This is a genomic window from Myxococcales bacterium (assembly GCA_016717005.1).
GTDB lineage: Bacteria > Myxococcota_A > Polyangia > Haliangiales > Haliangiaceae > UBA2376.
The window spans coordinates 1-22810 of sequence record JADJUF010000001.1 but is presented as its reverse complement, the minus strand read 5'-3'; the positions used below and the strand labels follow the sequence as shown (position 1 = coordinate 22810).

Genomic DNA, 22810 nt, shown 5'->3' with positions numbered 1-22810 from the left:
CGTCACGCGCGCGTAACCGCCCTCACGGTCGCGCGCGCCAGGGCGTCCACCCGTCCGGGTGGCGCGGGGCCGCCGCCGCGGTCGTCGACGGGTACCCGAGGCACTGCGCGTCGACGTCGAACACGGTCGAGGTCACCGTCCACGGCACGCCGGTCGGCACGGTGATCGTCGCGACGCCATCGACGCCGCGCGGGATCCAGACCTTGTCGGTCTCGCCGGGCGCGCCGCGCAGGCCGATCGAGAAGTTGCAGCCGTGGAGCACGCCGCCGGCGGTGGTCTCCTCGACGGTCACGGTCTGGTTCGGCGGCGCGCCGGCGAGCGTGGTGCGGAAGGTCGGCCACGTCGGGCGGCCGCTGCCGCGGATCCAGACGTCGACGTAGCGCGTGAGCGCCAGCCCGGTGGTGGACTCGAGCGCGGCCACGACCTCGTCGACCGACAGCGCGCGCTGGCTGCCGAGCACCAGCTTGAGCCCGTCGATCACCTGCGCCCGCGACGACAGCGCCTCGACCTGCCGGAACAGGATCATCGGGCCGGGCCCGTAGACCTCGCCGTAGTACTGGAGCAGCGTCGGCCGCGGATCGTCCTCGGGCACCGGGAAGTAGCCGGCGCCGACGGCGAAGTTCTTCCACGCCTGCGCGGTCACCAGCCCGACCGCGGGCTCGGTCTCGGCCTCGTACGCGAACGACAGGTACTCGGCCATCGCCTCCTTCCAGACGAAGTCGTAGGTGTCCGCCAGCGTGGTCTGGTCGCCGGCCCACTGGTGCGCCAGCTCATGGTTGAGCGTGTGGCCGACCGCGCGGGTGTAGGCCGAGCCGGTGGCGCGCGCGAGCGCGTCGTCGAGCATGATGTTGCCGGGGTGCTCGAACCCGGCCCAGTAGGTGGGGCCGGTGACCAGGCGCAGCTCGTCGCCGTACGGGTACGGCCCGAACCGATCGATCATCCACTGCAGGAACGCCTGGTGGTACGGCACGTCGACCAGCGCGGTCATGCCCGACGCCGGGCGATCGTAGATCGTCGTGCGCACGCCGCTCCACGTGCCGAGGTCGGTGGGCTGCCACGACGGCGACGCCATCACGCCGAACGTCGAGTAGGTCGGCCCGCCGGCGCGATCGAACGTGCAGGTCGTGAGCTCGGGCGTCGCGGCGACCCGGCCCGGGCACAGCGCGGTCGTGCCGGCCGGGTGGTGGACGGTGAACGTGTAGCGCGCGAACGCGCCCGGCGACGGATCGCACGGGCCCAGGCGATCGCACTGGCCGACCCACGACAGCAGGTAGGTCAGGGGCGCGCCGCTGGCGTCGTTGGTGATCGAGTAGCCGACCTGGCTCGACGCCCACGTGCCGAGCTCGAGCGTGAGGTTGGCGACCAGCGTCAGCTCGGTGCCCATCGGCCAGCCGGCGCCGCACGCGGTCAGGGTCGCGCCGTCGGCGGTGGCCAGCGCCGGCGCGTCGCCGAGCGTCACGGTCGCGACGTCGAGCCCGGGCGCGCGCGAGGCGAGCGCCACGCAGTCGCCGGGATCGAGCAGCCGCAGCGCGACCCGGGCGGTGACCGCGCGCGTGGTCAGGTCGACGTCGTAGGCGTAGCTCGTGACCTCGATCCGGGCGGTGCCGGTCGGGCGCGCGTCGGGCGCGCCGCCGTCGTCGCCGCAGGCGGGGAGGGCGAACGCGGCGAGCGCGGCGAGGCCGAGGGCGTGGCGTGGGCGCATCCCTCGCTCATAACAGAACCCAGGCGGTCGAGGATCAGCGAAGCGCGGCGCGCGCGATCGGTCGTGCCGTCAGCCACGCCAGCCGCGCCACCAGCACGATCGCGGTGCCGGTGAGCCCGGCGGTCAGCCCCCACCACAGGCCGGCGGCGCCGCGCGCGAGCGTGAACGCGGCGACCAGCGCGATCGGCAGCCCGACCGCGTAGTGGCCGATCACGTTGGCGACGAACGCGGCCCGGGTGTCGCCGGCGCCGCGCAGCGCGCCCGACGCGATCGCCTGGGCGCCGTCGGACAGCTGGAACACCGCGGCGATCTGGATCAGCGTCGCGGCGGTCGCGGTGACCTCGGCCCGATCGCCGAACCCGGCCGCCAGCAGCTCGGGCGCGAGCACGAACGCCAGCGCCGACGTCGACATCACCAGCGCGCCGAGCCCGAGCGACACGAGCGCCGCGCGTCGGGCCCAGGCGCGATCGCCGGCGCCGACCGCGAGGCCGACCCGGGTCGCGGCGGCGGCGCCGATGCCGAGCGAGATCGCGAACGGCACGCTGGCGAGCTGGATCGCGACCTGGTGCGCGGCCGCCGGCACCGTGCCCAGGCGCCCGGCCAGCACCGCGGCCAGCGCGAACGCGCCGACCTCGGCGAACAGCTGCAGGCCGATCGGCAGGCCGACCCGGACGATCGCGCGCTCGGTCGCGACCGGGTCGGTGTCGGGCGGCGCCCCCGGCAGCGCGCGCAGCACCGCGCGGGTGCTGCCGGCGTAGATCGCCAGCATCGCCAGCGTGACCGCGGTGGTCGCGAGCGCGGCGCCCAGGACGCCCATCGCCGGCAGGCCGATCGCCGGCAGGCCCAGGTCGGCCAGGCCGGCGTCGCCGAAGATCAGGATCCAGTCGAGCAGCGCGTTGACGACGTTGCCGACCACGGCGGCGACCACCATCGGGCGCGTGACGCCGTGGGCCTGCAGGAACGCGCGCAGCGCGACCTGCACCAGCGCCGGGATGATCCCGATCGAGCGCGCGAACACGTAGACGCGCGCGGCCTCGGCGACGTCGCGCTCGACGCCCGCGAGGTCGAGCACGAGCGGCGTCGCCAGCACGACCAGCGTCAAGAGCAGGCCCAGCCGCACCGCCACCCGCAGCCCGGCCGCCAGCAGCCCCGGCGTGCGCGCGGCGTCGCCGGCGCCGATGGCCTGGGCGATCAGCGGATCGAGGCCCATGATCACGCCGGTGCCGATGCACGACAGCGCGAACACCAGGCCGGTGGCGATGCCGGCGCCGGCCATCGCCGCGGCGCCGTGGTGGCCGAGCAGCGCGGTGTCGACCACGCCCATCACGACCATGCCGACCTGCTGCGCCGCCAGCGGCGTCGCCAGCCGCGCCTGGGCCGCCAGCTCGACGCGGGCGCTCGGGGCGGGCACGGCCGCGGCGGCGGTCACTTCGTCGGGTTGCCGTCGACGTCGTAACGGACGATCGGCAGGCCCAGCGTCGCCAGCTCGGCGCCGATCGCCGCCCAGTCGCCGACGACGACGATCGTCAGATCGCGCCAGGCCGCCGCGGCGCCGGCGCGGGCCTGCTCGGCGGTGACCGCGCTCACCTGCCCGGGCAGGTCGCGGAAGTACGTGAGCGGGCGGCCGTCGAGCGCGGCGTTGGTGTACGCGCTGGCGATCTGGGCGTTGGTCTCGAAGTCCTGCGGGAGGCCCCGGATGATCAGCGCCTGGGCCTTGGCGAGCTCGGCCGCGGGCAGGGGCGTGGTCCCGGCGTCGGTGACGATCGCGAGCGCGTCCTTGATGGCCGGCACCGTCACGTCGCTGCGCACCTGCGAGAACACCCGCCACGAGCCCGCCCACTGCGCGCGGTTGAACTGCGAGCCGATGCCGTAGGTGTAGCCCTTCTGCTCGCGCAGCAGGGTGTTGAGGCGCGACGCGAAGCTGCCGCCGATCGCGGTGTTGATGACCTCGTCGGCGGCCAGCGCCGGATCGCCCACGTCGGGGCCGAGCCGGCCGAGCACGACCACGCTCTGGGGCGCGTCGGGGCGATCGACGAACACCAGCTGCGGCGCGCGCGCGACCGGCGCGGGCGGCGCCTTGGCGATCGCGACCGGCTGCCTCCAGCCGCCGAGCGTGCGCTCGAGCACCGCGCGGGCGTCGGCGACCGTGACGTCGCCGACGACGACGATCGTGGCGGCGCTGGGGCCGTAGTGCGCGCGGAAGAACTTCTTCGCGTCGGCCGGCTGCAGCGCCCCGACGGTGGTGGCGTAGCCGTCGGTGGGGGCGGCGTAGGGGTGCCCGCCGAAGACCGCGCGCGCGAACACCAGCCGCGCGATCGTGGTCGGCTGGTCGCCCCGGAGCGCCAGGTCGGCGAGGCGCTCGGCCTTGACGCGGCCGAAGTCGTCGGCGGTCAGGCGCGGCCGCATCAGCACGTCGGCGGTCAGCGCCAGCGCCTCGGGCAGGGTCGCCGCCATCGCGTCGAGCGAGACCTGGGCGTAGTCGAGGCCGGCGCCGACGGTCAGGCTCGCGCCCAGCCGCTCGAGCTCCTCGGGCAGCTCGAGCGCGGTGCGGGCGCCGGCGCCCTCGTCGAGCAGGTCGGCGGTCAGCGCGGCCAGCCCGGCCTTGGCGCCGTCGGCGCGGCTGCCGGCCGCGGCGATCGCGACGCGCACGCTCACCAGCGGCAGGCGATGGTTCTCGACCACCAGCACCCGGGCGCCGTTGCGCAGCGTGAACTCCGTCGGGATCGGCGGCGTGAAGGCGACCTCGGGCCACGCGTCGGGCGGCGTGGTCCAGTCGATCCCCGCCGCGTCCCAGGCCAGCGGCGGCGGGGCCGGCGGCCCGGGATCGTCGGGCGGGGGCGGCGGCGGCGGCGCGGTGACGACCGGTCCGGTCGCCCGGGGCGGCGTCGGGCAGCACGCGCCGAGCAGGACCGCGGCGATGACGGCGGCGCGGGTCACTTGACCCCTCCGGTCGCCGGCGTGGTCGGCGCGGTCGGCTCGGGCGTGACCACCATCGTCACCGCGGCCTCGAGCCGCAGCCACTGGCCCGCGGCGGCCGCGACCGACGCCGGCGTGACCGCGGCCAGCTCGGCCTGGACCTCGTCGAGGTGATCGGGATCGCCGGTGTAGGCGGCCCAGTCGGCGAGCTGGTTGATCCGGCTGGCCAGGTTCTCGAGGGTCGACAGCAGGCTGACCTCGAGCACGCGCCGGGCCCGCTCGACCTCGGCCGCGGTCGGCGGCGCCGCCGTGAACGCGCGCAGCTCGTCGGCGAGCGCGGCCTGGAGCTGCGCGGCGGTGACGCCCGGGCGCGCGGTCGCGGCGATCTCGAACTCGCTGCCGAGGAACTGCGGGTTGACGGAGGCGTAGACGTCGGTGGCGAGGCGGTCCTTCCAGACCAGGCGCTTGTAGAGGCGGCTGGTCTTGCCGCCGCCGAGGATCTGCGCCGCGACCTCGAGATCGGTCAGGCCCGGGCCGTTGGCCTCGGGCGCCCGCATCGTCACGATCACCTTGGGCACCGCGACCCGATCGGTGGTCGCGAGCGCGATCGGCTGCGGCAGCGGCGTCACCGGCGCGTCGAGCGTGCGCCGGGGCGGCGCCGGCAGGGTCGGCATCCACCCGAACAGCTGGTCGATCTGGGCGCGGGTGGTGGCGACGTCGAAGCGCCCGGCCACCAGCAAGGTCGCGTTCGACGGCCGGTAGTACGTGCGCCAGAACGCCTCGACGTCGGCGAGGCTGGCGGCGTCGAGATCCGCCATCGTCCCGATCGTCAGGTTCCAGTTGCCGTGGCCCTTGGGCCACAGCGCCTGGGTGATCAGCAGGCTGGCGCGGCCGTAGGGCCGGTTCTCGTAGCTCTGCCGGCGCTCGTTCTTGACCACGTCGCGCTGGTTGGTGAGCACGTCGGCGTTCATCGCGTCCCACAGCCCGGCCATGCGATCGGCCTCGAGCCACAGCGCCAGCGGCAGCTGGTTGCCCGGCACCTGCTCGAAGTAGTTGGTGCGATCGTTGTTGGTGGTGCCGTTGTTCCAGCCGCCGGCGCTCTCGAGCAGCACGTCGAACGCGCCCTCGCCGACGTGCTTCGAGCCCTCGAACATCAGGTGCTCGAACAGGTGCGCGAAGCCGGTCTTGCCGACGACCTCGTCCTTGCTGCCGACGTGGTACCAGACCTCGACCATCGCGCTGGTGACCGTGAGGTCGGGCTGGAGGATGACCTCGAGCCCGTTGGCCAGGCGGTAGTGCACGATCGGCAGCCGCGGCGCGGGCTCCTCGACCTTCAGATCGGCGGCGGCCGGGGCCGCGGTCAACGCGACCGCGATCGCGCAGGGGAGGAGCGTTCGCATGGGTGGAGAACCTGAGGTGAGGGGGGACTACTTCCCGGCCGCGCGCGGTTCCATCGGCGCGGTGGAGGGACGGAGGTTGCCGGCGATCAGCTGCGCCAGGGCCAGGCGCCGCGCCGGATCGGGCCCGACGATGCGGCCGTAGCACGGGGTGTCGTCGTCGACGAACAGCACCGCCTGGCCGTTGTGGTCGAGCCCCTTGGCGCCGACCGCGACCTCCTGCGCCGGCGTCGGCGGGGCGTGGATCACGCCGGCGTCGTCCTTGCGCTCGGCCTCGGCCGCGTCGGACACGGCCGCCACCAGGGCCTCGTTCTGGGCCGTGTACTGCTGCCACAGCGTCTCGGCGGTGCGCAGCGCGCCCTTGCGGCAGTCGAGATCCCAGGTCCAGGCCTCGGGCGTCGGCGTGCTCTCGAGGATGTAGTTGCACGGCCTCGGCACGCCGCGCGGCGGCGCCATCGAGCCCTCGACCTGCCGCACCGGGCCGGCCAGGACCTCTCCCACCGCGGCGATCGTCGCGACGACCTCGCAGCTCCATCGATCGGGATCGATGCCGACCAGGGTGCCGCGAGGACCCTCGTCCTCCTCAGGGGGCGGCGCGGGCTTCTTGGAGCCACATCCGGCGAGTGCCACGACCAGGACCAAGGCGGTGCGCATCGGCGGCAGGCTACACCGGCCCAGGCGCCACCGGAACGGCGCGGCGCGGTCGAGATCGGGACGGGCGGCGTCAGGACGCCCAGGTGGCGTCGTAGACCAGGCGCAGGTCGGTCACGTCGGCGATCGAGCGCACCAGCCGGTACAGCGGCGCCGCGCGGTCGCTGGTGTCGATGACGATCGTGCCGCCAGCGCGGCGCTCGAGCACGGCCACGAACCCGCGGCCCTCGCCGCGGCTGCGCACCACGACCGCGCGCAGGTGGAACAGCGGGATCACCGCGTGGGTGCCGAGCCCGCCGATGCGGCGATCGATCCGGAGCACGCCGTCGTCGCGATCGAACTCGAGCCGATGGCGGGCGCTGGCCACCAGCCACGCCGCCGCAGCCACGACGCAGGCGGCGCCGGCCAGCCAGCGCGAGATCGGCGCAAGCGCGAACGCGGCGATCAGGCTCGACGCCAGGCCGATCCAGCCGAGCGTGGTGGTGAGCCGGCCCATCGACAGCACGAGCCGGGTCGCCGACCGCGAGCGCACGCGCATGGTGCCGAGCTCCGAGAGCATGGGAGGGACCGTACCGCGCTGGGCGGGCGGGGACCAGCGGCTCCCGGCTCCGGTCCCGGCTCCACGTTCCGGTCCCGGTGCCAGGTTCCGGCTCCGGTCCCGGCTCCGGCTCCGGCTCCGGCTCCGGCTCCGGCTCCGCCGGCTCCGGCTCCGCTCCGGCTCCGGCTCCGGCCGGCTCCGGCTCCGGCTCCGGTTCCGGTTCCGGGTACAGTTCCGGTCCGGGGCCGGCTCAGGTTTCCGGTTCAGGTCGACGAGTCGTCGGAGCCGCCGGCGGGGAGCGCCAGGGGCGGGCCGCCGTCGGCCGCGCTCGCGTCGCCGGCCTCGCCGCCGGCCTCGCCGTCGGCCCGCAGCTCGGGGCGCCCGCGGCCTCCGCGCCCGCGTCGGCGCCGCCGTCGGCGCTTGCGCGGCAGCGGCTGACCGTCGGGGCCGAGCACCACCGGGGCCTCGGCTTGTCGCGGCGCGCCGGCGCTGGGCGGCGGCAGCTCGCGCTGGCCGCCGATCGGCGAGAAGAACGACACCGGTCCATCGGCGCCGGGGCCGAGCTGGGCATTGCCCTTGCGCCGCCGACGTCGCCGCTTGCGCTTCTCCATGCGCTCGGCGCGACGCTCGGCGCGGCGCTCGGCGGCGCTCATCCGACCGCCGCCGGGGCGACCGTCACCGAACCGATCGCGACGTCGGCGACTGGCGCTGTCGCCAGGCGTGTCGCCGGGCGCGGCCGAGGCCACCGGCGCCATGTTGATGCGCATCGGGCCGCGGACGTACTCGATCACCGGTCCGCCGGCCGCGCCGGAGGAGCTGCCGCGCCGCAGCACGGTCACCTGGGGACCGCCGTCGGTCGGCGTCGGCGACGCGGTGGTCAGCACCGGCGTCGTGTAATCCCCGCGCCGGGGCAGCATGCCGCGCCGCTTGCGCCGGCGCCGGCGCCGGCGCCGCCGGGCCTCGGCGGCGGCCGACCGATCGAGCTCCTCCGCCGGCGCGGGGGTGCCGTCGGGCCGGGTCGCGCGGACCCGGGGCGGCTTGGGCACGCGCTTGCGCGCCAGCACCGTGATCTCGCCGCCGGCGTCGTGCCCTTCCTCGGCCAGCTCGGCGGCGGTGCGGTCGATCACCTCGTAGTCGTCGTCGTCCTCGTCATCGTCGTCCTCGTCATCGTCGTCCTCATCATCATCGTCATCGTCGTCGTCCTCGAGGTCGTCATCGTCCTCGTCATCATCGAGGTCGTCGTCGTCGTCGTCGAGGTCGTCGTCCTCATCGTCGTCGTCCTCATCGTCGTCATCGAGGTCGTCGCCCTCGAGGTCGTCGTCGTCCTCGAGGTCGTCGTCGTCCTCGAGGTCGTCGTCGTCCTCGGGTTCGCCGTCCTTGCCGGGCGCGGCCTTCGCGGGACGGGCGGGGGCCGGCGTGGGCGTCGCGGTCGGCGCCGAGGCGGCCGCGGCCGCGGCGCGTCGGGTCACCGGCCCGGCTGGGGCGGCGGCGGCGGCTGGGGCGGCCGCGGCGCGTCGAGTCACCGGCGTGGCCGGGGCCGCGGTCGCGGGGGCCGCGAGCGCGGGTGCCTCGGGGCGGCGCCGGACCGCCGGGGCCGGGGCTGGGGGCAGGGGCGCGGCCGGGGCGGCGGCGACTGGCTCGGCGCTGCGTCGGCGGACCGCCGGGGCCGGCAGCGGGGCGGGCGCGGGTGCGGCGGCCACCGCCGGCGCGTCGGCCGGTGGCTGGTCGATGCGCACCACCCGGTGCTTGACGATCTTCTTGGGCTTGTCGGCGGCGGTCCACTCCTCGTCGAGGAGCCGGGTGACCCGCGCGCCGAGCAGGCTGGCCTCGGTGGCCGCGGCCAGCGCGGCGTCGCGCGAGCGCAGGCAGTTGTCACAGCGGCCGCAGGCCGGCGCCTCGGCCTCGCCGAGGTAGTCGAGGATCGCCTGGTTGCGACAGCCCGGGACCTTGACGTACAGGAGCAGCGCGTCGAGGCGGCGGCGATCGGCGATGCGGCGGCCCTCGTACTGGCGCGCCTTCTCCATCAGGAGCTCGTCGGGCAGCGGCGGGTTGGCGAGGCCGTAGACGCCCTCGTCGCGCTCGACGATGAAGCCCTCGTCCTTGAGCAGCGACAGCACCGTGCGCGTGCGCTGCGCGCCGACCGAGGCCCCGAGCGCGATGTTGGCGACGTTGGCGGGGGAGTCGTCGCTCGGCCGCGCGTCGTAGGCGCGCAGCGAGTCGTAGACCGACTTCACCTGGCGTCGGGTCGGGTAGGTCCCCGACAGGAAGTACTCCTGGATCGCGACGTCGTCGGGCGAGAACAGCAGCACGCAGCGCGTCGGCTTGCCGTCGCGACCGCCGCGGCCGGCCTCCTGGGCGTAGGCCTCGAGCGAGCCGGGCACGTGGTAGTGGAGGACGTTGCGGATGTCCTTCTTGTCGACGCCGAGGCCGAAGGCGTTGGTCGCCAGCATGACCAGATCCTTCGCGGCCATGAAGCGCTCCTGCTCGGAGTCGCGCTCGGTCTTGGTCATGCGGCCGTGGTACTTCGCGACCGGGATGCCGTGGCGGGCCAGCGACGCGTGGAGCTCCTCGACCTTCTTCACCGTCGCGCAGTAGACGATGCCCGGGCGCGGCAGCTTCTTGAGCAGCGTCACCAGGGTCTTGACCTTGTCGTCCTCGCCCGGGAACGTGATCACCTCGTAGTGGAGGTTGGGGCGATCGAACGTGGTCGTGACGATCTCGGCGGTGTCGATGCCGAGCTGCTCGATGATGTCGAGCCGGACGTGGGGCGGGGCGGTGGCGGTCGTCGCCAGCACCGGCGGGCGGCCGACGTCCTCGAGCGCCTTGCGCAGCGACAGGTACGCGGGCCGGAAGTCGTGCCCCCACTGCGAGACGCAGTGGGCCTCGTCGACGACGAACCTCGACACGCCGATCGCGCCGGCGCACTCGCGCAGGAACGTGCGGAACTCGGGATCGGCCATGCGCTCGGGCGTCGTCAAGAGCAGCTTGCCGCCGGGCGCGCGCGCCAGCTCGTTCATCTCGCGGCGCTGGCGGGTGGTGAGCGTCGAGTCGATGCGCACGACCGCCACGCCCTTGGCCACCATCTTGTCGACCTGATCCTTGATCAGCGCGATCAGCGGCGACACGACGACGGTCAGGCCCGGCAGGATCAGCGACGGCAGCTGGTACAGGAGCGACTTGCCGGAGCCGGTCGGCATCACGGCGATCACGTCCTTGCCAGCGAGGATGTGACCGAGGGCCTCGCGCTGGCCCGGGCGGTAGTCGCTGATGCCGAGCACCTTGCGACCGAGCTCCAGCAGGCCATCGACCGTGGGCAGCGCGGCGCCCGGAGGGGCGGCTGCAGCGGGCAGGTTACTGGATGACGCGGCGACGGGCGATGCGGCGACGGGGGACGCGACGGGCGATGCGGCGACGGGGGACGCGGCGACGGGCGACGCGGCGACGGGCGATGCGGCGACGGGCGATGCGGCGACGGGCGACGCGGCGACGGGCGATGCGGCGACAGGTGGGGTCGGGGCGGGGGCCGCCGCACCTGCCTTCCCGCGGCGTTTCGCCGGCGGCGCGGGCTCAGGCGGCGCGGGCTCAGGCGGCGCGGGCGGCGGTTCCGGCTCTGGCGCCGCAGCTCGTGCGCGCGCGCGCGTGGGCGCCTTGGCCGCCTTGGTTGGCGTCGCCTTGGTCGCCGTCGTTTGACCGGCTGCACCGGCCTTCGTCCGCTTGCTCGTTGCCATCGATGACTGGCCTCACTTGGGTCGGCCCAGGCCAGCAGTCCGGCCGAGCCGCGCCCCACTCCCGCCATGGCAGGTCCATGGTCCGTCGAGTGGTCGGGATCTCCGCCGCAGCTCCGGCAGTCGATCCGTCGCCTCGCTCGTACCCAGCACGAGCGCGGCGCGTGGGGCGACCTTATCATGGTCGTCGCGGGAGGCGAGGGCCCTGGCCGGAAATTGCGCCAGCCCGGATCCGGCCGGCGCCAGGGCCGCGATGGTATGAACGGGCATGGCGAGCGAACGGCCGGTGCTCGAGGCCCGCAGTCGTCTCGACGGGTTCAACGCCGATCGCGGTCGCGTGCTGCGCGAGGTCGAGCGCCGCGTCGTCGAGCGCGTCACCGCGCGCGCCGGCCGGGGCGGCGACGGCTCGCTCGAGTACGTGGTCAACGACGTGTGCGTCAGCGAGATCCGCCGGCTCGAGGGCAGCGGCAAGGACGCCAGCCGCTGGCGCGATCTCGCCGGGCGGCTGGGCAACATGCCGACCGCCGGCCTGGCGGCGGAGCTGCGCACGCTGGTCGCGCACTACGGCCAGGACATCGTCGGCAACTTCGACCCGCGGGTGTACCGGTTCGCGACCAGGGTGCTGACGCCGGGGCTGGGGTTCCTGTTCTCGCCGCTGCAGAGCCTGCGCGGCGGCGTCGGCGGGCTGCTGGCGGAGCTCGACAGCCGGATCCAGGTCGAGGGCCCGCTCGAGCTGCTGCGGGCGATGGCCGAGCGCGGCACGCTGGTCGTGACCCCGACCCACTCGTCGAACATGGACTCGGTGGTGATCGGGCTCGCGCTGATGCGCGCGGGCCTGCCGCCGGTGACCTACGGCGCCGGCAAGAACCTGTTCACCAACCCGTTCATCTCGTTCTTCATGCACAACCTCGGCGCCTACCGCGTCGATCGGCGGCTGCGGTTCGAGCTGTACAAGGAGATCCTCAAGGAGTACTCGACGGTCCTCCTCGAGAGCGGCTACCACTCGCTGTTCTTCCCCGGCGGCACCCGCTGCCGCTCGAACGTGATCGAGCCCAGCCTCAAGCTCGGCCTGCTCGGCACCGCGGTCACGGCCTACGGCAACCTGGCCGCCGCCGGCGGCGCCCACAAGCGCATCTACGTGGTGCCGACGACGATCAACTACCGGCTGGTGCTCGAGGCCGAGACGCTGATCCAGGACTACCTGGCCGAGACCGGCAAGAGCCGGTACATCATCACCGACGACGAGTTCTCGCGCATCGGCCGGATCATCGAGTTCGTGCGCAAGATGCTGGTCCACGAGGGCGCGGTGGTGATCCGCTTCGGCCGGCCGCTCGATCCGCTGGGCCACGACGTCGACGACGACGGCGGCTCGCTCGATCGCAGCGGCCGGCCGGTCGATCTGCGCAGCTACTTCGTCGGCGCCGACGGCGGCTACCGCGGCGACGACCAGCGCGACGCCGAGTACACCCGGCTCCTGGGCCGCCGGCTGGTGGCCGCGTTCCCGCGCGAGTCGGTGTTCCACGCGACCACGGTGGTGGCGCGCGCGGTCTTCGATCGGCTGTGCGTCAGCGCCGGCACCCGTGACATCTACCGCCTGACCCGGCTGCCGCCCGGGCGCGAGGTGCCGGTGGCCGAGGTCGTGCGCGGCCTCGGCGAGCTGCGCGCGGCCCTGGCGGCGCGCCCCGAGGCTGGGCGCGTGCACCACCGCGTCGCCAGCGCCGGTGACAGCGCCGTGCTCGACGACGCCGTGCGCGCGCTCGGCAGCTACCACGCCCACCCGGTGCTCGAGCGCCGCGGCGATCACCTGCGGATCGGCGACGTCAAGCTGCTCTACTACTACCAGAACCGCCTGGCGCACCTGCCGGTCGAGGTGCGGTCGTGACCGCGGCGCGGGGCGACACCGTCGGCATCGTCGGCGCCGGCACCTTCGGCACCGCGCTGGCGGTCGCGCTGGCCCGGGCCGGGCGCGCGGTCGTGCTCTACACCCGGACGCCCGCGGTCGCGGCCGCGATCGCGACGACGCGCCGGTGCCCGCGCCTGCCCGACGTCGAGGTGCCGGCGAGCGTGCGCGTCGTCGACGACGCCCGGGCGCTCGCGGCCGCGGCGCGGTTCCTGGTGGTGGCGGTGACCTCGACCGACGTCGGCGCGCGCCTGGCCGAGCTGGGCGGCGTCGTCGACGGCAGCCACCTGATCGTCCACGCGATCGGCGCGCTGGCCGCGCCCGACGACGTCCGGGTCAGCGAGCTGATCGAGCGGACCACGCCGGTCCTGCGCGCGGGCGTGCTGGCCGGCCCGGCCCTGCCGCGTGATCTCGCCGGCGGGCAGTTCGCGTCGATGGTCGTGGCGTCGGCGTTCGACGAGGTCGTCACCGAGGCCCGGCGCCTGCTCAACCTGCCGCCGGCGCTGCGCCTGTACGGCTCGCACGACGTCGTCGGCGTCGAGCTGGCCTCGGCCCTGGCCGGCGCGTACACCGCCGCGCTGGGCCTGGCCGACGGCGCCGGGGTCGGCGTCGGCCCGCGCGCGGTCTTGATCACGCGGGCCTGCGCCGAGGCGGCGCGGCTGATCGAGGCGATGGGCGGCGCCGCGCGGACCTTCACCGGGCTCGCCGGGCTCGGCAACCTGCTGGTCCGGGCCGGCGCCGAGGACGATCCCGACTACGCGCTCGGGCGCGCGCTGGCGCGCGGCGTGCCGCTGCCGTCGCGCACCACCGAGGGCGCGCGCGCCGCGGTGACCGCGCTGCGCCTGGCCGAGCGCGCGCGGGTGCGCATGCCGCTCTTGCGCGGGCTGGCCGCGGTGCTGGCGGGCCGGGTCAGCGTCGCCGACGCCGCGCGCCTCGCGGCCGACACCGTGGCGGACGAGGAGTGATCGTGCGGCGCTTGGCGCTGGCCGCCGGCGCGGTCGCGGCCTGCGCGCACCCGCGATCCAGCTCGACGCCGACGCCGACGGCGGGGCTGGCGATCACGATCCACGCCGATCGCGCCGGCGGCCCCGGCCGCGCGTTCGTCGACGATCGCCGCTGGCTCGAGGTGCCTCGGGACGGCTGGGTCGAGCTCGACGCGATCGCCGGCGACGTCGCGCTCGACACGCTCGTGCTCTCCGCGGTCGCGGCGCCGGGCAGCCTCGCCACCGCCGAGTGCCAGCCCGGCCGCGTCGATCTCGGGCTCGGCGGGCTGGGCGCCGCGCTCGGGCAGGCGGTGGCGGTGACCCTGGCCGACGGCGCGGTCGTGACCGGCGCGCTGATCGGCCTGGGCCCCGACGAGATCCTGGTGCGCGACGACGCGCTCGGCGTGGTGGCGGCCGAGGACGTGCGGCCGCTGGCCGACGGCACCGACGGCGAGGACGGCCCCGACCTGACCGACCCGCCGCCGGCGCCGGGCACCGCGGTCGTGGGCCGCGCCGCTGGCGGCGATCGCGTGCTCGGCCCGCTGGTCGCGGTGCGCCCGCGCGCGCTGGTGCTGGCGGTCGCCGAGGGTCGGATGCGCGAGCTGCCGATCGCGGCCGTGGCCAGCGTCCGGGTCGACGCCCCGGGCCCGCGGCTGCGCTGTCGGGTCCACAGCTCACGACCGGGGCGCCAGCTCGTCCGCGTCGCCTACGGCAGCCCCGGGTTCGGGTGGTCGGCGGCCTACCAGGTCGACCTGCCGACCGGCGCCGGCGCGATCGCGTCGTTGCCGGTGGTCACGCGCTTCACCATCACCGCGCCGGCCCTGCCGGCCGCGCGACCAGCGTTCGTGCGCCTCGTGGCCGGGCTGCCCGACGGACCGTTCCCGCCGGCCGAGGCCTGGCGCGGCGAGGTGTCGATCGGCGGCGGCCCGGTGCTGATCACCGGGCCCGCGGTCGACCGTGACGCCCGGCTCGAGCTGGTCTACCGCGGCGCGCTCGGCGGCGACGAGGCGCCGACCAGCGAGTACTGGCACGCGGCGTCGCACGGCCTGGTGTGGCAGGAGCTGGCCCTGGCGCCGGCGCCGAGCGATCTCGCGGGCCCGCTCGAGGTCGTGCTCGACGACGATCGCAGCCGGCGCGTGCGGGCGCGGCTGGGGCCGCCGGCGCTCGATCCGCCGGCGGCGGTGCGCGTGCCCCTGGCGACGTCGGCGACGCTCATCGGCTACCGCCACAAGCGCGAGCTGGTGCGCGACGGCCGCCACATCGTCGACGAGATCCTGTACTCGGTGACCAACCACGGCGCGGCGCCGGCGACGGTGACGATCGAGGAGGAGCTGCGGTTCCCCGACGCGGTCGTGCGTTACGAGCGGCCCGAGCCCGGCGGCGAGCGCCGGGCCGATCGCTGGCGCCGCACCGTCGAGGTCCCGCCCGACGGGGTCGCGCAGGGGGCGCTGGTGCTGCAGTACCGGACCCAGCCGTGACCGCGGGCGTCGTCGACGGCGCCCGCGCCGAGGCCGGGGCCGCGCTGCGCGCCGAGCTGGCGCGGGTGCGCGCGCAGATGGGCCCGGCGATCCTCGGCGGCGCGCCGGGCAGCGCGGTGGCGGCGGGCCTGGCCGACGTCTACGATCGCGCCATCGCGGCCCGGTGGCGGGTCGCGACCGAGGGCGTCGACGCGCCGCTGGCGCTGGTCGCGACCGGCGCCTGGGCCCGGCGCGAGCTGGCGCCGTACTCCGACGTCGACTTCATCCTGGTCCACGGCGGCGCCGAACGCGCGGCGCGCCTGGTCGCGGACCGCCTGCTGTACCCGCTGTGGGACGCGCGGGTCGCCGTCGGCCACGCCGTCCGCGAGCCGCGGGCGTGCGCGCGCCTGGCCAAGGACGATCTCGCGACCGCGACCGCGCTGGTCGATCTGCGCCCGCTGGTCGGCGATCCGCGCCTGGCCGACGCGCTCATCACGGCGGCCCGGGCGGCCATCGCGCCGGCCGGCGACGCCGATCGACTGATCACCGCGCTCGCGGCCGACCAGGCCCGGCGCCACGCGCGTTTCGGTGACTCGCTCTACCGGCTCGAGCCCAACCTCAAGCAGGGCATCGGCGGGCTGCGCGATCTGGCGACCGCGTGCTGGGCCGCGCGGGCGCGCTGGCTGATCGGCGCCGCGCCGTGGCCGGCGGCCGACGCGACGCTGGCGCGCCTCGGCGAGCTCGGGCACCTGCGGCCGCGCGAGGTCGGCCTCCTGACCGCGGCCCGCGACTTCCTGCTGGGCCTGCGCGCGCTCGTGCAGCTCCGGGTCGGGCGCGCCAACGACCAGCTCACGTTCGAGCTGCAGGAGGCGATCGCGCCCCAGCTCTACCGCGATCTGGTGCCGACGCCCGACTCGCGCGCGGCCGTGGCCCCGGCGGTCGAGGCGCTGATGCGCGGCTTCTTCCTGCACGGCCGGGCCATCGGCGACGTGGCGCTGCGCCTGCTCGAGCGGGCCCGGGTGCCGCCGCGGCGGGCGCCGCAGGTGCGGCCGATCGACGACGTCGTCGCGGTCGTCGACGGCAGCCTGGCGCTGATCGATCCGGCGGTGCTGGCGACGCGCCCCGCCGAGATGATCCGGCTGTGGCGGCTCGCGGTGGCGCGGGGCCAGGCGGTCGCGGCCGCGACCGCCGACGCGGTCGCCGAGGCGGTGCCGGGGTGCGGGCCGCGGCTGCGCGCCGATCCGGCCGCGGCGGCCTGGTTCGTCGAGGCGCTGTGCGATCCGCGCGACCGCGGCCAGCCGTCGGCGCTCGAGGAGCTGCACCGCCACGGCGTCGTCGACGCGCTCCTGCCCGAGTGGGCGCCGTGCACCGGTCGCGTCCAGCACGACCTCTACCACGTCTACACCGTCGACCAGCACCAGCTGTACGCGGTGGCCATGCTCAAGCAGCTCGCGCGCGGCGAGCTGGCCGACGTCCACCCGACGGCGACCGCGGCCTACGCCCAGGTGCGGCGCGCGGCGCCGCTCTATCTCGGGACCTTGCTGCACGACGTCGGCAAGCCGCTCGGCAAGGGCCACGCCGAGAAGGGCGCGGTCCTCGCCGGCGCGGTCGCGACCCGGCTGGGGCTGCCAGCCGACGACGTGGCCGAGGTCGAGTTCCTGGTCCGGCAGCACCTGACGATGGCGCACGTGTCGCAGCGCCGTGACCTCAGCGACCCCGACGTGATCGCGCGCTTCTGCGAGCGCGTCGGCGACGGCGAGCGCCTGGCGGCGCTGTACGTGCTGACCCTGTGCGACACCGCGATGACCGCGCCCGACAGCCTGACCGCGTGGAAGGCCGAGCTCTTGCGCGAGCTCTACGTGCGCGCCAGCGAACGGTTCGACGCGGGCGATCTGGCGAGCTCGACCGCGGGGGCGGGCGCGACCGGCGACATGGATCCCGGCATCGCGGCGTCGATCGCGGCCGGGCTCGACCGGCGGTTCGCGGCGCAGCTCAGCCCGGAGCAGGCGGCCCGGCACGTCCGGCTGGCGGCGCACGTGCAAGCCCACGGCGCCGCGGTCGGGCTCGCGGTCACCGCGCTGCCGGCCGCGGGGATCAGCGAGGTGGCGGTGGTCGCGCCCGACGTCCACGGCGTGCTCGCGGCGATCACCGGCGTGCTGGCGGCCCACCGCGTCGACGTGCTCGGCGCCGTGGTCGGCCGCGCGGTGACGCCGGCCGGGGCGCTCGCGCTCGATCTGTTCTTCGTCCGCGCCGCGGCCGGGGCCGCGCTCGCCGCCGACGATCCGCGCTGGCGTCGGCTCGAGGACGACCTCGCGCAGCTGTGCGCCGACGGCCCGCCGGCGTCGGCCGCGGTCGCGGCGCTGCTCGCGCGTCGGCGCCCGCGCTCGGGGCTGCCGCCGCGGCTGACGCCCGTGGTCGCGACCGAGGTCCGGTTCGATCTCGACGAGTCGGCCGACGCGACGATCGTCGAGGTGTTCACCCGGGACCGGCCCGGGCTCCTGCACGCGATCACCGCGGCGCTGGCCGACGCCGGGCTCGACATCTCGGTCTCGAAGATCGCGACCGAGGGTGAGAAGGTGTCCGACGTGTTCTACGTGAGCGCGGGCGGCAGCAAGATCACCGACGCCGACGGCCTGGCCGCGGTCGAGGCGGCGCTGGCCGCGGCGATCGATCGGGTCGAGGCGCCCTGATGGCGGCGATCGACACGCCGCCCGGGCTCGACCTGCCCGGCGCCCTGGTCGGCTGGTTCCGCGCCCGGGCGGCGCCGCGGCGGCTCGCGCACCGCGGCCTGCTCGCGACGATCGCGGCCTCGGCCCTGGCCGCCGCGCTGACCCGCCGCCACCCGCCGGCCGATCACGGCTCGGCGCGGCTGACCGTGCTGCTCACCGCGGTCGCGCTGTGCGGGCTGGCGGTGGCGGTGCGTCGCGCCAAGATCGGCATCGCGCGCGACGGCGTGCGCTGGGGCTGGGGCGGGCTGACCGTCCACCTCGACGCCCGCCGGATCACCGTGGTGCGGACCTACCGCGACGCGATCGCCTTCGTGCCGCGCCGGGGCTCGGCGTGGTTCCTGTTCCGGCGCGACTGGGATCGGTTCGAGGAGCTGCGCCGCGCGGTCGCCGCCGCCCGGCTGCCGACCGAGGAGCTCGATCGGCGCGCGCCGTGGTCGGCCCGCCTGCAGGGCTACGGCGTGGTCCTCGATGGCCTGGTCGTGGTCGCGGTCGCGGCGGCGGTCGTGACCGCCGCGATCGCCGGCGGGGGTTGATCTGCTAGATTGCCCCCGATGAAGCGCGTCACGCTCCTGTCCCTCACCCTGGCGCTGGCCGTTGGCTGCGGCAACAAGAAGTCGAACGACGGGCTGCCGCCCGCGACCGACTGGCAAGCGCCGACCGGCGGCGCCGCCGGGCCGCTCGGCGGTGGCGGTGCGATCGGCGGCGGCATGGCCGCCGGCGGCACCGATCCCCACGCGGGCGTGCCGGGGGCGCCGCCGCTGGGTGGCGGCGGCATGGGCGATCCTCACGCCGGCGTGCCGGGCGCGCCGCCCCTGGGTGACCCCGGCGGCGGTGGCGGCGGCGGCGTCGACGTCGCCCAGATGGGGCTGCCCGCGCCCGATCCGTCGCGCCCGCTCGATCCCAACAAGTACCTGGCCGGCACGATCGACGCGCCGGCCGACCTGCGCGGCAAGATCGCCCCCGGCGGCGCGATCTTCATCAGCGTCCGAACCCGCGACGCGGCGACCGGGCAGGGCGTCGGCGCGCCGATCGCCGTCGACAAGCTGGTGGCGTCGGGGACCTGGCCGATGACCTTCAAGCTGACCGAGGCCCAGGCCATGATCGGCGGCACCGGCTTCGCCGGCTCGGTCGTGGTGTCGGTGCGCTACGACCAGGACGCCGACGCGATGTCGAAGCAGCCCGGCGACGTCACCGGCAAGGCCGACGCGGCGATCCCGTCCGCCGGCGTCCAGCTCGTGCTCGACACGGTGCTGTGACCTGACGCGCCGCCGGCCGGCGAATCACTCGAGGCCGCGCAGGTGGGCGGTGTCGTTGAGCGTGATGATGCGCCAGCGGTCGCCGACGCGGTGCTCGACGTGGGTGATCGACGCGTTGTCGACCAGCACGAACACCGACCCGTCGCGGCTGGGCACGCCCAGGCCGCACACGTAGCTGAAGGCGTGGAACAGGGCCAGGCCGTGGCTCACGACCACGACCCGCTCGCCGGCGTGGTCGGTTGCAGATGCGGGCGATCGCCGCGCTGACCCGGGCGGACACCTCGGCCGTCGCGGCATCCGCCCGGATCTCGCCGGCTTGCAGAGATAGTCAGGGACCTCACGCGATGTACGTTCACCTGCCGCCACCTCACCTTTTGTGCGACCAAAGAGGCGCCAGGTGCGACAGACTGCGCGTCCCAACGAGAACTGCACGTCGCACTCTCGACACCGCATCTCCGTACGCCTGAGGTCACCTGCATGGGCAATCGATCGAACCTCCTTCGCTTCACCCTGATCGGACTCACGCTGGCGTCGGCCTGCGCCGACGGCGCGTCGCCCGACAAGACCACCGTCGAGACCACCACCGACTCCGGCGCGCGGGTGCTCCGCGGCAAGGACGGCGCGCTGACCGGCCCATCGACGCTGGCGGCCCGGCAGGTCGCCATGTCGTTCCTCGCGGACCGCCTCGCGGTCGACGGTGACGGGCTGCAGGTCGTCGCCGAGGTCGGCGGTCGCGGCGCGACCCACGTGAAGCTCGAGCAGGTCGTCGACGGGCTGCGGGTCCACGGCGCCTACGCGAAGGTCGCGGTCTCGGATCGCGGCGAGGTGCTCCAGGCGATCGAGCACCTGGCCGCGGGCGGCGCGGTGGCGCCGACCAAGCTCGACGCCGGTCGCGCGCTCGCGACCGCGCTGCGGCACCTCGGCTATCAGGGCCAGGCGCTGGCCGCGGTCGGCCAGCGCGGCAACCTCGCCGAGTACGTCGGCGGACGTGAGTTCTATCGCAACCCGACCGTCGAGCGCGTCGCCTACGTCCGCGCCGACGGCAGCCTGGCCGTCGGCTTCGTCGTCGAGACCTGGTCGCTGGCCGGCAACCAGCTCGACTACACGCTGATCGGCGCCGACGGCGCGATCGTCGACAGCGAGCGCCGCACCGCCAACGACAGCTACAACGTGTTCGTCGAGGATCCGCTCAAGGGACCGCAGAACGTCGTCGCCGGCCCCGGCGCCGGCAACGCCGAGTCGCCGTCGGGCTGGCTGGCCGGCAGCCAGACCACGGTCAACATCACCGGCAACAACGCCCACGCGTACCTCGACGCCGACGCCAACAACGCCCCCGACACCGGCGGCACCGCGGTCACCACCGGCGCATTCCTCACCGCGGTCAACCTCGCCGCCCAGCCGAGCACCACCGGCAACAAGGCGGTGGCGGTCCAGAACCTGTTCTACCTGAACAACATCGCCCACGACACGCTCTATCGCCACGGCTTCAACGAGGCCGCCGGGAACTTCCAGGCGAACAACTTCGGTCTGGGCGGCCTGGGCAACGACGCGGTCAACGCCGAGGCCCAGGACGGCAGCGGCACCGACAACGCGAACTTCTCGACGCCCAACGACGGCAGCGCGCCGCGCATGCAGATGTACCTGTGGACCGGTCGCAGCCCGTCGGGGCTGCTCGCGGTCGGCACGAGCAGCTACGGCGTCTACCAATCGTCGTTCGGCGCCGCGTTCACCGCCACCGGCGTCACCGGCGCGCTCGCGGTGTACGTCGATGGCAGCGGCGTCACCTCGGACGCCTGCGAGACCGCGACCGTCTCGCTCACCGGCAAGATCGCCATCGTCGATCGCGGCACGTGCAACTTCACCGTCAAGGTGCTCAACGCGCAGCGGGCCGGCGCGGTCGGCGTGATCCTCGCCAACAACGATGGCAGCGCGGCGTTCGCGCCGGGCGGCACCGATCGCAAGATCAAGATCCCGTCGGGCATGGTCAGCCAGGCCGACGGCACCACGCTCAAGGGCCGGATCGGCACGTCGTCGACCCTCAAGAAGAACCCGGTCGCGGCGCTGCAGATCGACGGCGACGTCGACTCCGACATCGTCTTCCACGAGTACGGCCACGGCCTGACCTGGCGCATGGTCGGCGGCATGAGCGGCAAGCTCGCCGGCGCGATCGGCGAGGGCGCCGCGGACGTCAACGCGTTCCTGATCGACGGCGACGACCGCATCGGCGAGTACGCCTGGGGCGACGCCGCCGGCATCCGCCGCTACCCGTACGAGGGCTACCCGCTGACCTACGCCAACGTCGACGGCGGTGAGGTCCACAACGACGGCGAGATCTACGCCGGCGCGATGTGGCGGGTGCTGCAGAACTACCTGGCGGCGGGGCTGACCGTGGACGACGCCTACGGCGACTTCGTCGACGGCTTGAACTTCACCCCGTCGACCCCGGCGTTCGAGGACATGCGCGACGGCATGCTGCAGTCGGCCGCCGGGACCGGCCGCGAGTGCCTGATCTGGCGCGGCTTCGCCGCCAGCGGCATCGGCGTCGGCGCCGACGGCCGGGTGGCCCCCAGCGGCTCGGTGACGATCGTGCAGTCGTTCGCCGTGCCGGCTGGCTGCTAGCGGCACGACCGAGGCGGACCGCGACGCGCGGCCGCCGCCGTGAACCGAGGGCGTCTGGGGCACCAGGCGCCCTCGGCGCGTTCTGTCTACACGGGTGGCGGCTCGCCGGTCCCGAGCTGTGAGGCGACGCCCGGCACACCGGCTTGTCGAGTGCCGGGCCGTTCGCCGAACGAACAGCGCGCCGCCGCCCACGCCGCCCACCCTGACGGCTCGCGATGGACGAGACGATTGCGGCGACCGACGCTGGCCCAGGCGCGACTGTATTCCCGAGCGTGAACTTCGCCCAGCGTGTCACCGGTCTCGGCCCCGCGTTCCTCGTCGTCCTGGCGGCCTGCGTCGACGCGAGCGACCGACCTGGGACCTGGGCGTACCTGTACCCTCGACGATCTCCGCCGCGCTGCGCGACCTCGACCTGTCACAGCGACCTCGCGGCGCGCGCGGGGGTGGTGCTCGACGACGCCGACGGGGCCTACCAGGCGCTCCTGGCTGGCACCTCGACCTCGGCCGGCCCGTTCGTGTTCCCGGGCGACGACCTGCGAAGCCCGCTCGTGTTGATCCTCACGGGCACCGAGCGCGCGCGGATGCCGCCCGAGGCGCCGCTGGCCGAGGGCGAACTCGAGCTGGTGCGGCGGTGGATCCGCGACGGAGCCGCGCCGTGATCCGGGCCGTGATCCGGCTGGTGCTCTGATCGCGGCGGTCGTCGCGGTCGGGGCCGGGCGCGCGCGCGCCTACCCGCACTACCAGTTCGCGAGCGACACCGGCAGCTGCCGCGAGTGTCACCGCGCCCGCTGGCGGCGGGCTGCTGACAGACTGGGGCCACGGCGAGCTGGGCGACACGCTCGCGATGGGCGGCGACGGCGCTGCGCTCCACGGCGCGCCGCTCCCGGGCTGGCTGGCGCTCGGCGGCGATGTCCGCCTGGCCGGGCTGGTCGAGGAT

Annotated in this window: 17 protein-coding genes; 9 read left to right on the top strand and 8 right to left on the bottom strand. The window is 75.3% G+C overall.

Going from position 1 to position 22810, the window contains the following annotated elements:
- Positions 1-22 precede the first annotated feature (22 nt).
- From IPL61_00085 to IPL61_00055, 7 genes are all read right to left on the bottom strand, one after another.
- On the bottom strand, positions 23-1702 hold the full coding sequence (locus tag IPL61_00085; protein MBK9029737.1) for a hypothetical protein: 1680 nt from the start codon (positions 1700-1702) through the stop codon (positions 23-25).
- Between the two features lie 34 nt (positions 1703-1736).
- A complete protein-coding gene (locus tag IPL61_00080) occupies positions 1737-3113 on the bottom strand; it encodes an MATE family efflux transporter (GenBank protein ID MBK9029736.1) in 1377 nt (458 codons plus the stop codon).
- A gap of 14 nt (positions 3114-3127) precedes the next feature.
- Positions 3128-4639, bottom strand: coding sequence for an insulinase family protein (locus tag IPL61_00075; protein MBK9029735.1), 1512 nt, complete (start codon positions 4637-4639; stop codon positions 3128-3130).
- Positions 4636-6018, bottom strand: a complete 1383-nt coding sequence (locus IPL61_00070; GenBank protein MBK9029734.1) for an insulinase family protein — start codon at positions 6016-6018, stop codon at positions 4636-4638. The genes IPL61_00075 and IPL61_00070 overlap by 4 nt, the downstream gene beginning before the upstream one ends.
- 27 nt (positions 6019-6045) lie before the next feature.
- On the bottom strand, positions 6046-6669 hold the full coding sequence (locus tag IPL61_00065) for a hypothetical protein (protein ID MBK9029733.1): 624 nt from the start codon (positions 6667-6669) through the stop codon (positions 6046-6048).
- 70 nt (positions 6670-6739) lie between these two features.
- Complete coding sequence (locus tag IPL61_00060) at positions 6740-7225, bottom strand: hypothetical protein (protein ID MBK9029732.1); 486 nt, start codon at positions 7223-7225, stop codon at positions 6740-6742.
- 242 nt (positions 7226-7467) lie between these two features.
- Positions 7468-10482, bottom strand: a complete 3015-nt coding sequence (locus tag IPL61_00055) for an ATP-dependent DNA helicase RecQ (protein ID MBK9029731.1) — start codon at positions 10480-10482, stop codon at positions 7468-7470.
- Positions 10483-10513: 31 nt separating this feature from the next.
- On the opposite strand from IPL61_00055, the gene IPL61_00050 reads away from it, so the two are divergent.
- The 7 genes from IPL61_00050 to IPL61_00020 all read left to right on the top strand — a co-directional run bounded on the left by IPL61_00050 (position 10514) and on the right by IPL61_00020 (position 19254).
- Positions 10514-10894, top strand: coding sequence for a hypothetical protein (locus tag IPL61_00050; GenBank protein ID MBK9029730.1), 381 nt, complete (start codon positions 10514-10516; stop codon positions 10892-10894).
- 303 nt (positions 10895-11197) lie between these two features.
- The gene (locus IPL61_00045) at positions 11198-12811 is read left to right on the top strand and encodes a 1-acyl-sn-glycerol-3-phosphate acyltransferase (protein MBK9029729.1); all 1614 of its coding nucleotides are present in this window, start codon (positions 11198-11200) and stop codon (positions 12809-12811) included.
- Positions 12808-13794, top strand: coding sequence for an NAD(P)-binding domain-containing protein (locus IPL61_00040; GenBank protein ID MBK9029728.1), 987 nt, complete (start codon positions 12808-12810; stop codon positions 13792-13794). Before IPL61_00045 ends, IPL61_00040 begins: the two co-directional genes overlap by 4 nt.
- Before the next feature lie 2 nt (positions 13795-13796).
- Positions 13797-15290, top strand: coding sequence for a hypothetical protein (locus IPL61_00035; GenBank protein MBK9029727.1), 1494 nt, complete (start codon positions 13797-13799; stop codon positions 15288-15290).
- On the top strand, positions 15287-17959 hold the full coding sequence (glnD, locus tag IPL61_00030) for a [protein-PII] uridylyltransferase (protein ID MBK9029726.1): 2673 nt from the start codon (positions 15287-15289) through the stop codon (positions 17957-17959). The genes IPL61_00035 and glnD overlap by 4 nt, the downstream gene beginning before the upstream one ends.
- Complete coding sequence (locus IPL61_00025; GenBank protein ID MBK9029725.1) at positions 17959-18531, top strand: hypothetical protein; 573 nt, start codon at positions 17959-17961, stop codon at positions 18529-18531. The genes glnD and IPL61_00025 overlap by 1 nt, the downstream gene beginning before the upstream one ends.
- Before the next feature lie 18 nt (positions 18532-18549).
- Positions 18550-19254, top strand: coding sequence for a hypothetical protein (locus IPL61_00020; GenBank protein MBK9029724.1), 705 nt, complete (start codon positions 18550-18552; stop codon positions 19252-19254).
- A 24-nt stretch (positions 19255-19278) separates the two neighbouring features.
- On the opposite strand, the gene IPL61_00015 is transcribed toward IPL61_00020, so the two are convergent.
- The gene (locus IPL61_00015; protein ID MBK9029723.1) at positions 19279-19464 is read right to left on the bottom strand and encodes a hypothetical protein; all 186 of its coding nucleotides are present in this window, start codon (positions 19462-19464) and stop codon (positions 19279-19281) included.
- A gap of 267 nt (positions 19465-19731) precedes the next feature.
- Between IPL61_00015 and IPL61_00010 the strand changes: the two genes are divergently transcribed.
- Positions 19732-21873, top strand: a complete 2142-nt coding sequence (locus tag IPL61_00010) for a M36 family metallopeptidase (protein MBK9029722.1) — start codon at positions 19732-19734, stop codon at positions 21871-21873.
- Between the two features lie 272 nt (positions 21874-22145).
- A complete protein-coding gene (locus tag IPL61_00005; GenBank protein MBK9029721.1) occupies positions 22146-22532 on the top strand; it encodes a hypothetical protein in 387 nt (128 codons plus the stop codon).
- Positions 22533-22810: the final 278 nt, after the last annotated feature.

What these genes read in the sequence shown, in the direction of transcription:
- IPL61_00020 (MBK9029724.1), top strand. Translation starts at nt 18,550, where the DNA reads ATGAAGCGCGTCACGCTCCTGTCCCTCACCCTGGCGCTGGCCGTTGGC.
- IPL61_00025 (MBK9029725.1), top strand. Translation starts at nt 17,959, where the DNA reads ATGGCGGCGATCGACACGCCGCCCGGGCTCGACCTGCCCGGCGCCCTG.
- IPL61_00060 (MBK9029732.1), bottom strand. Translation starts at nt 7,225, where the DNA reads ATGCTCTCGGAGCTCGGCACCATGCGCGTGCGCTCGCGGTCGGCGACC.
- IPL61_00085 (MBK9029737.1), bottom strand. Translation starts at nt 1,702, where the DNA reads ATGCGCCCACGCCACGCCCTCGGCCTCGCCGCGCTCGCCGCGTTCGCC.
- IPL61_00065 (MBK9029733.1), bottom strand. Translation starts at nt 6,669, where the DNA reads ATGCGCACCGCCTTGGTCCTGGTCGTGGCACTCGCCGGATGTGGCTCC.
- IPL61_00045 (MBK9029729.1), top strand. Translation starts at nt 11,198, where the DNA reads ATGGCGAGCGAACGGCCGGTGCTCGAGGCCCGCAGTCGTCTCGACGGG.
- IPL61_00070 (MBK9029734.1), bottom strand. Translation starts at nt 6,018, where the DNA reads ATGCGAACGCTCCTCCCCTGCGCGATCGCGGTCGCGTTGACCGCGGCC.
- IPL61_00010 (MBK9029722.1), top strand. Translation starts at nt 19,732, where the DNA reads ATGGGCAATCGATCGAACCTCCTTCGCTTCACCCTGATCGGACTCACG.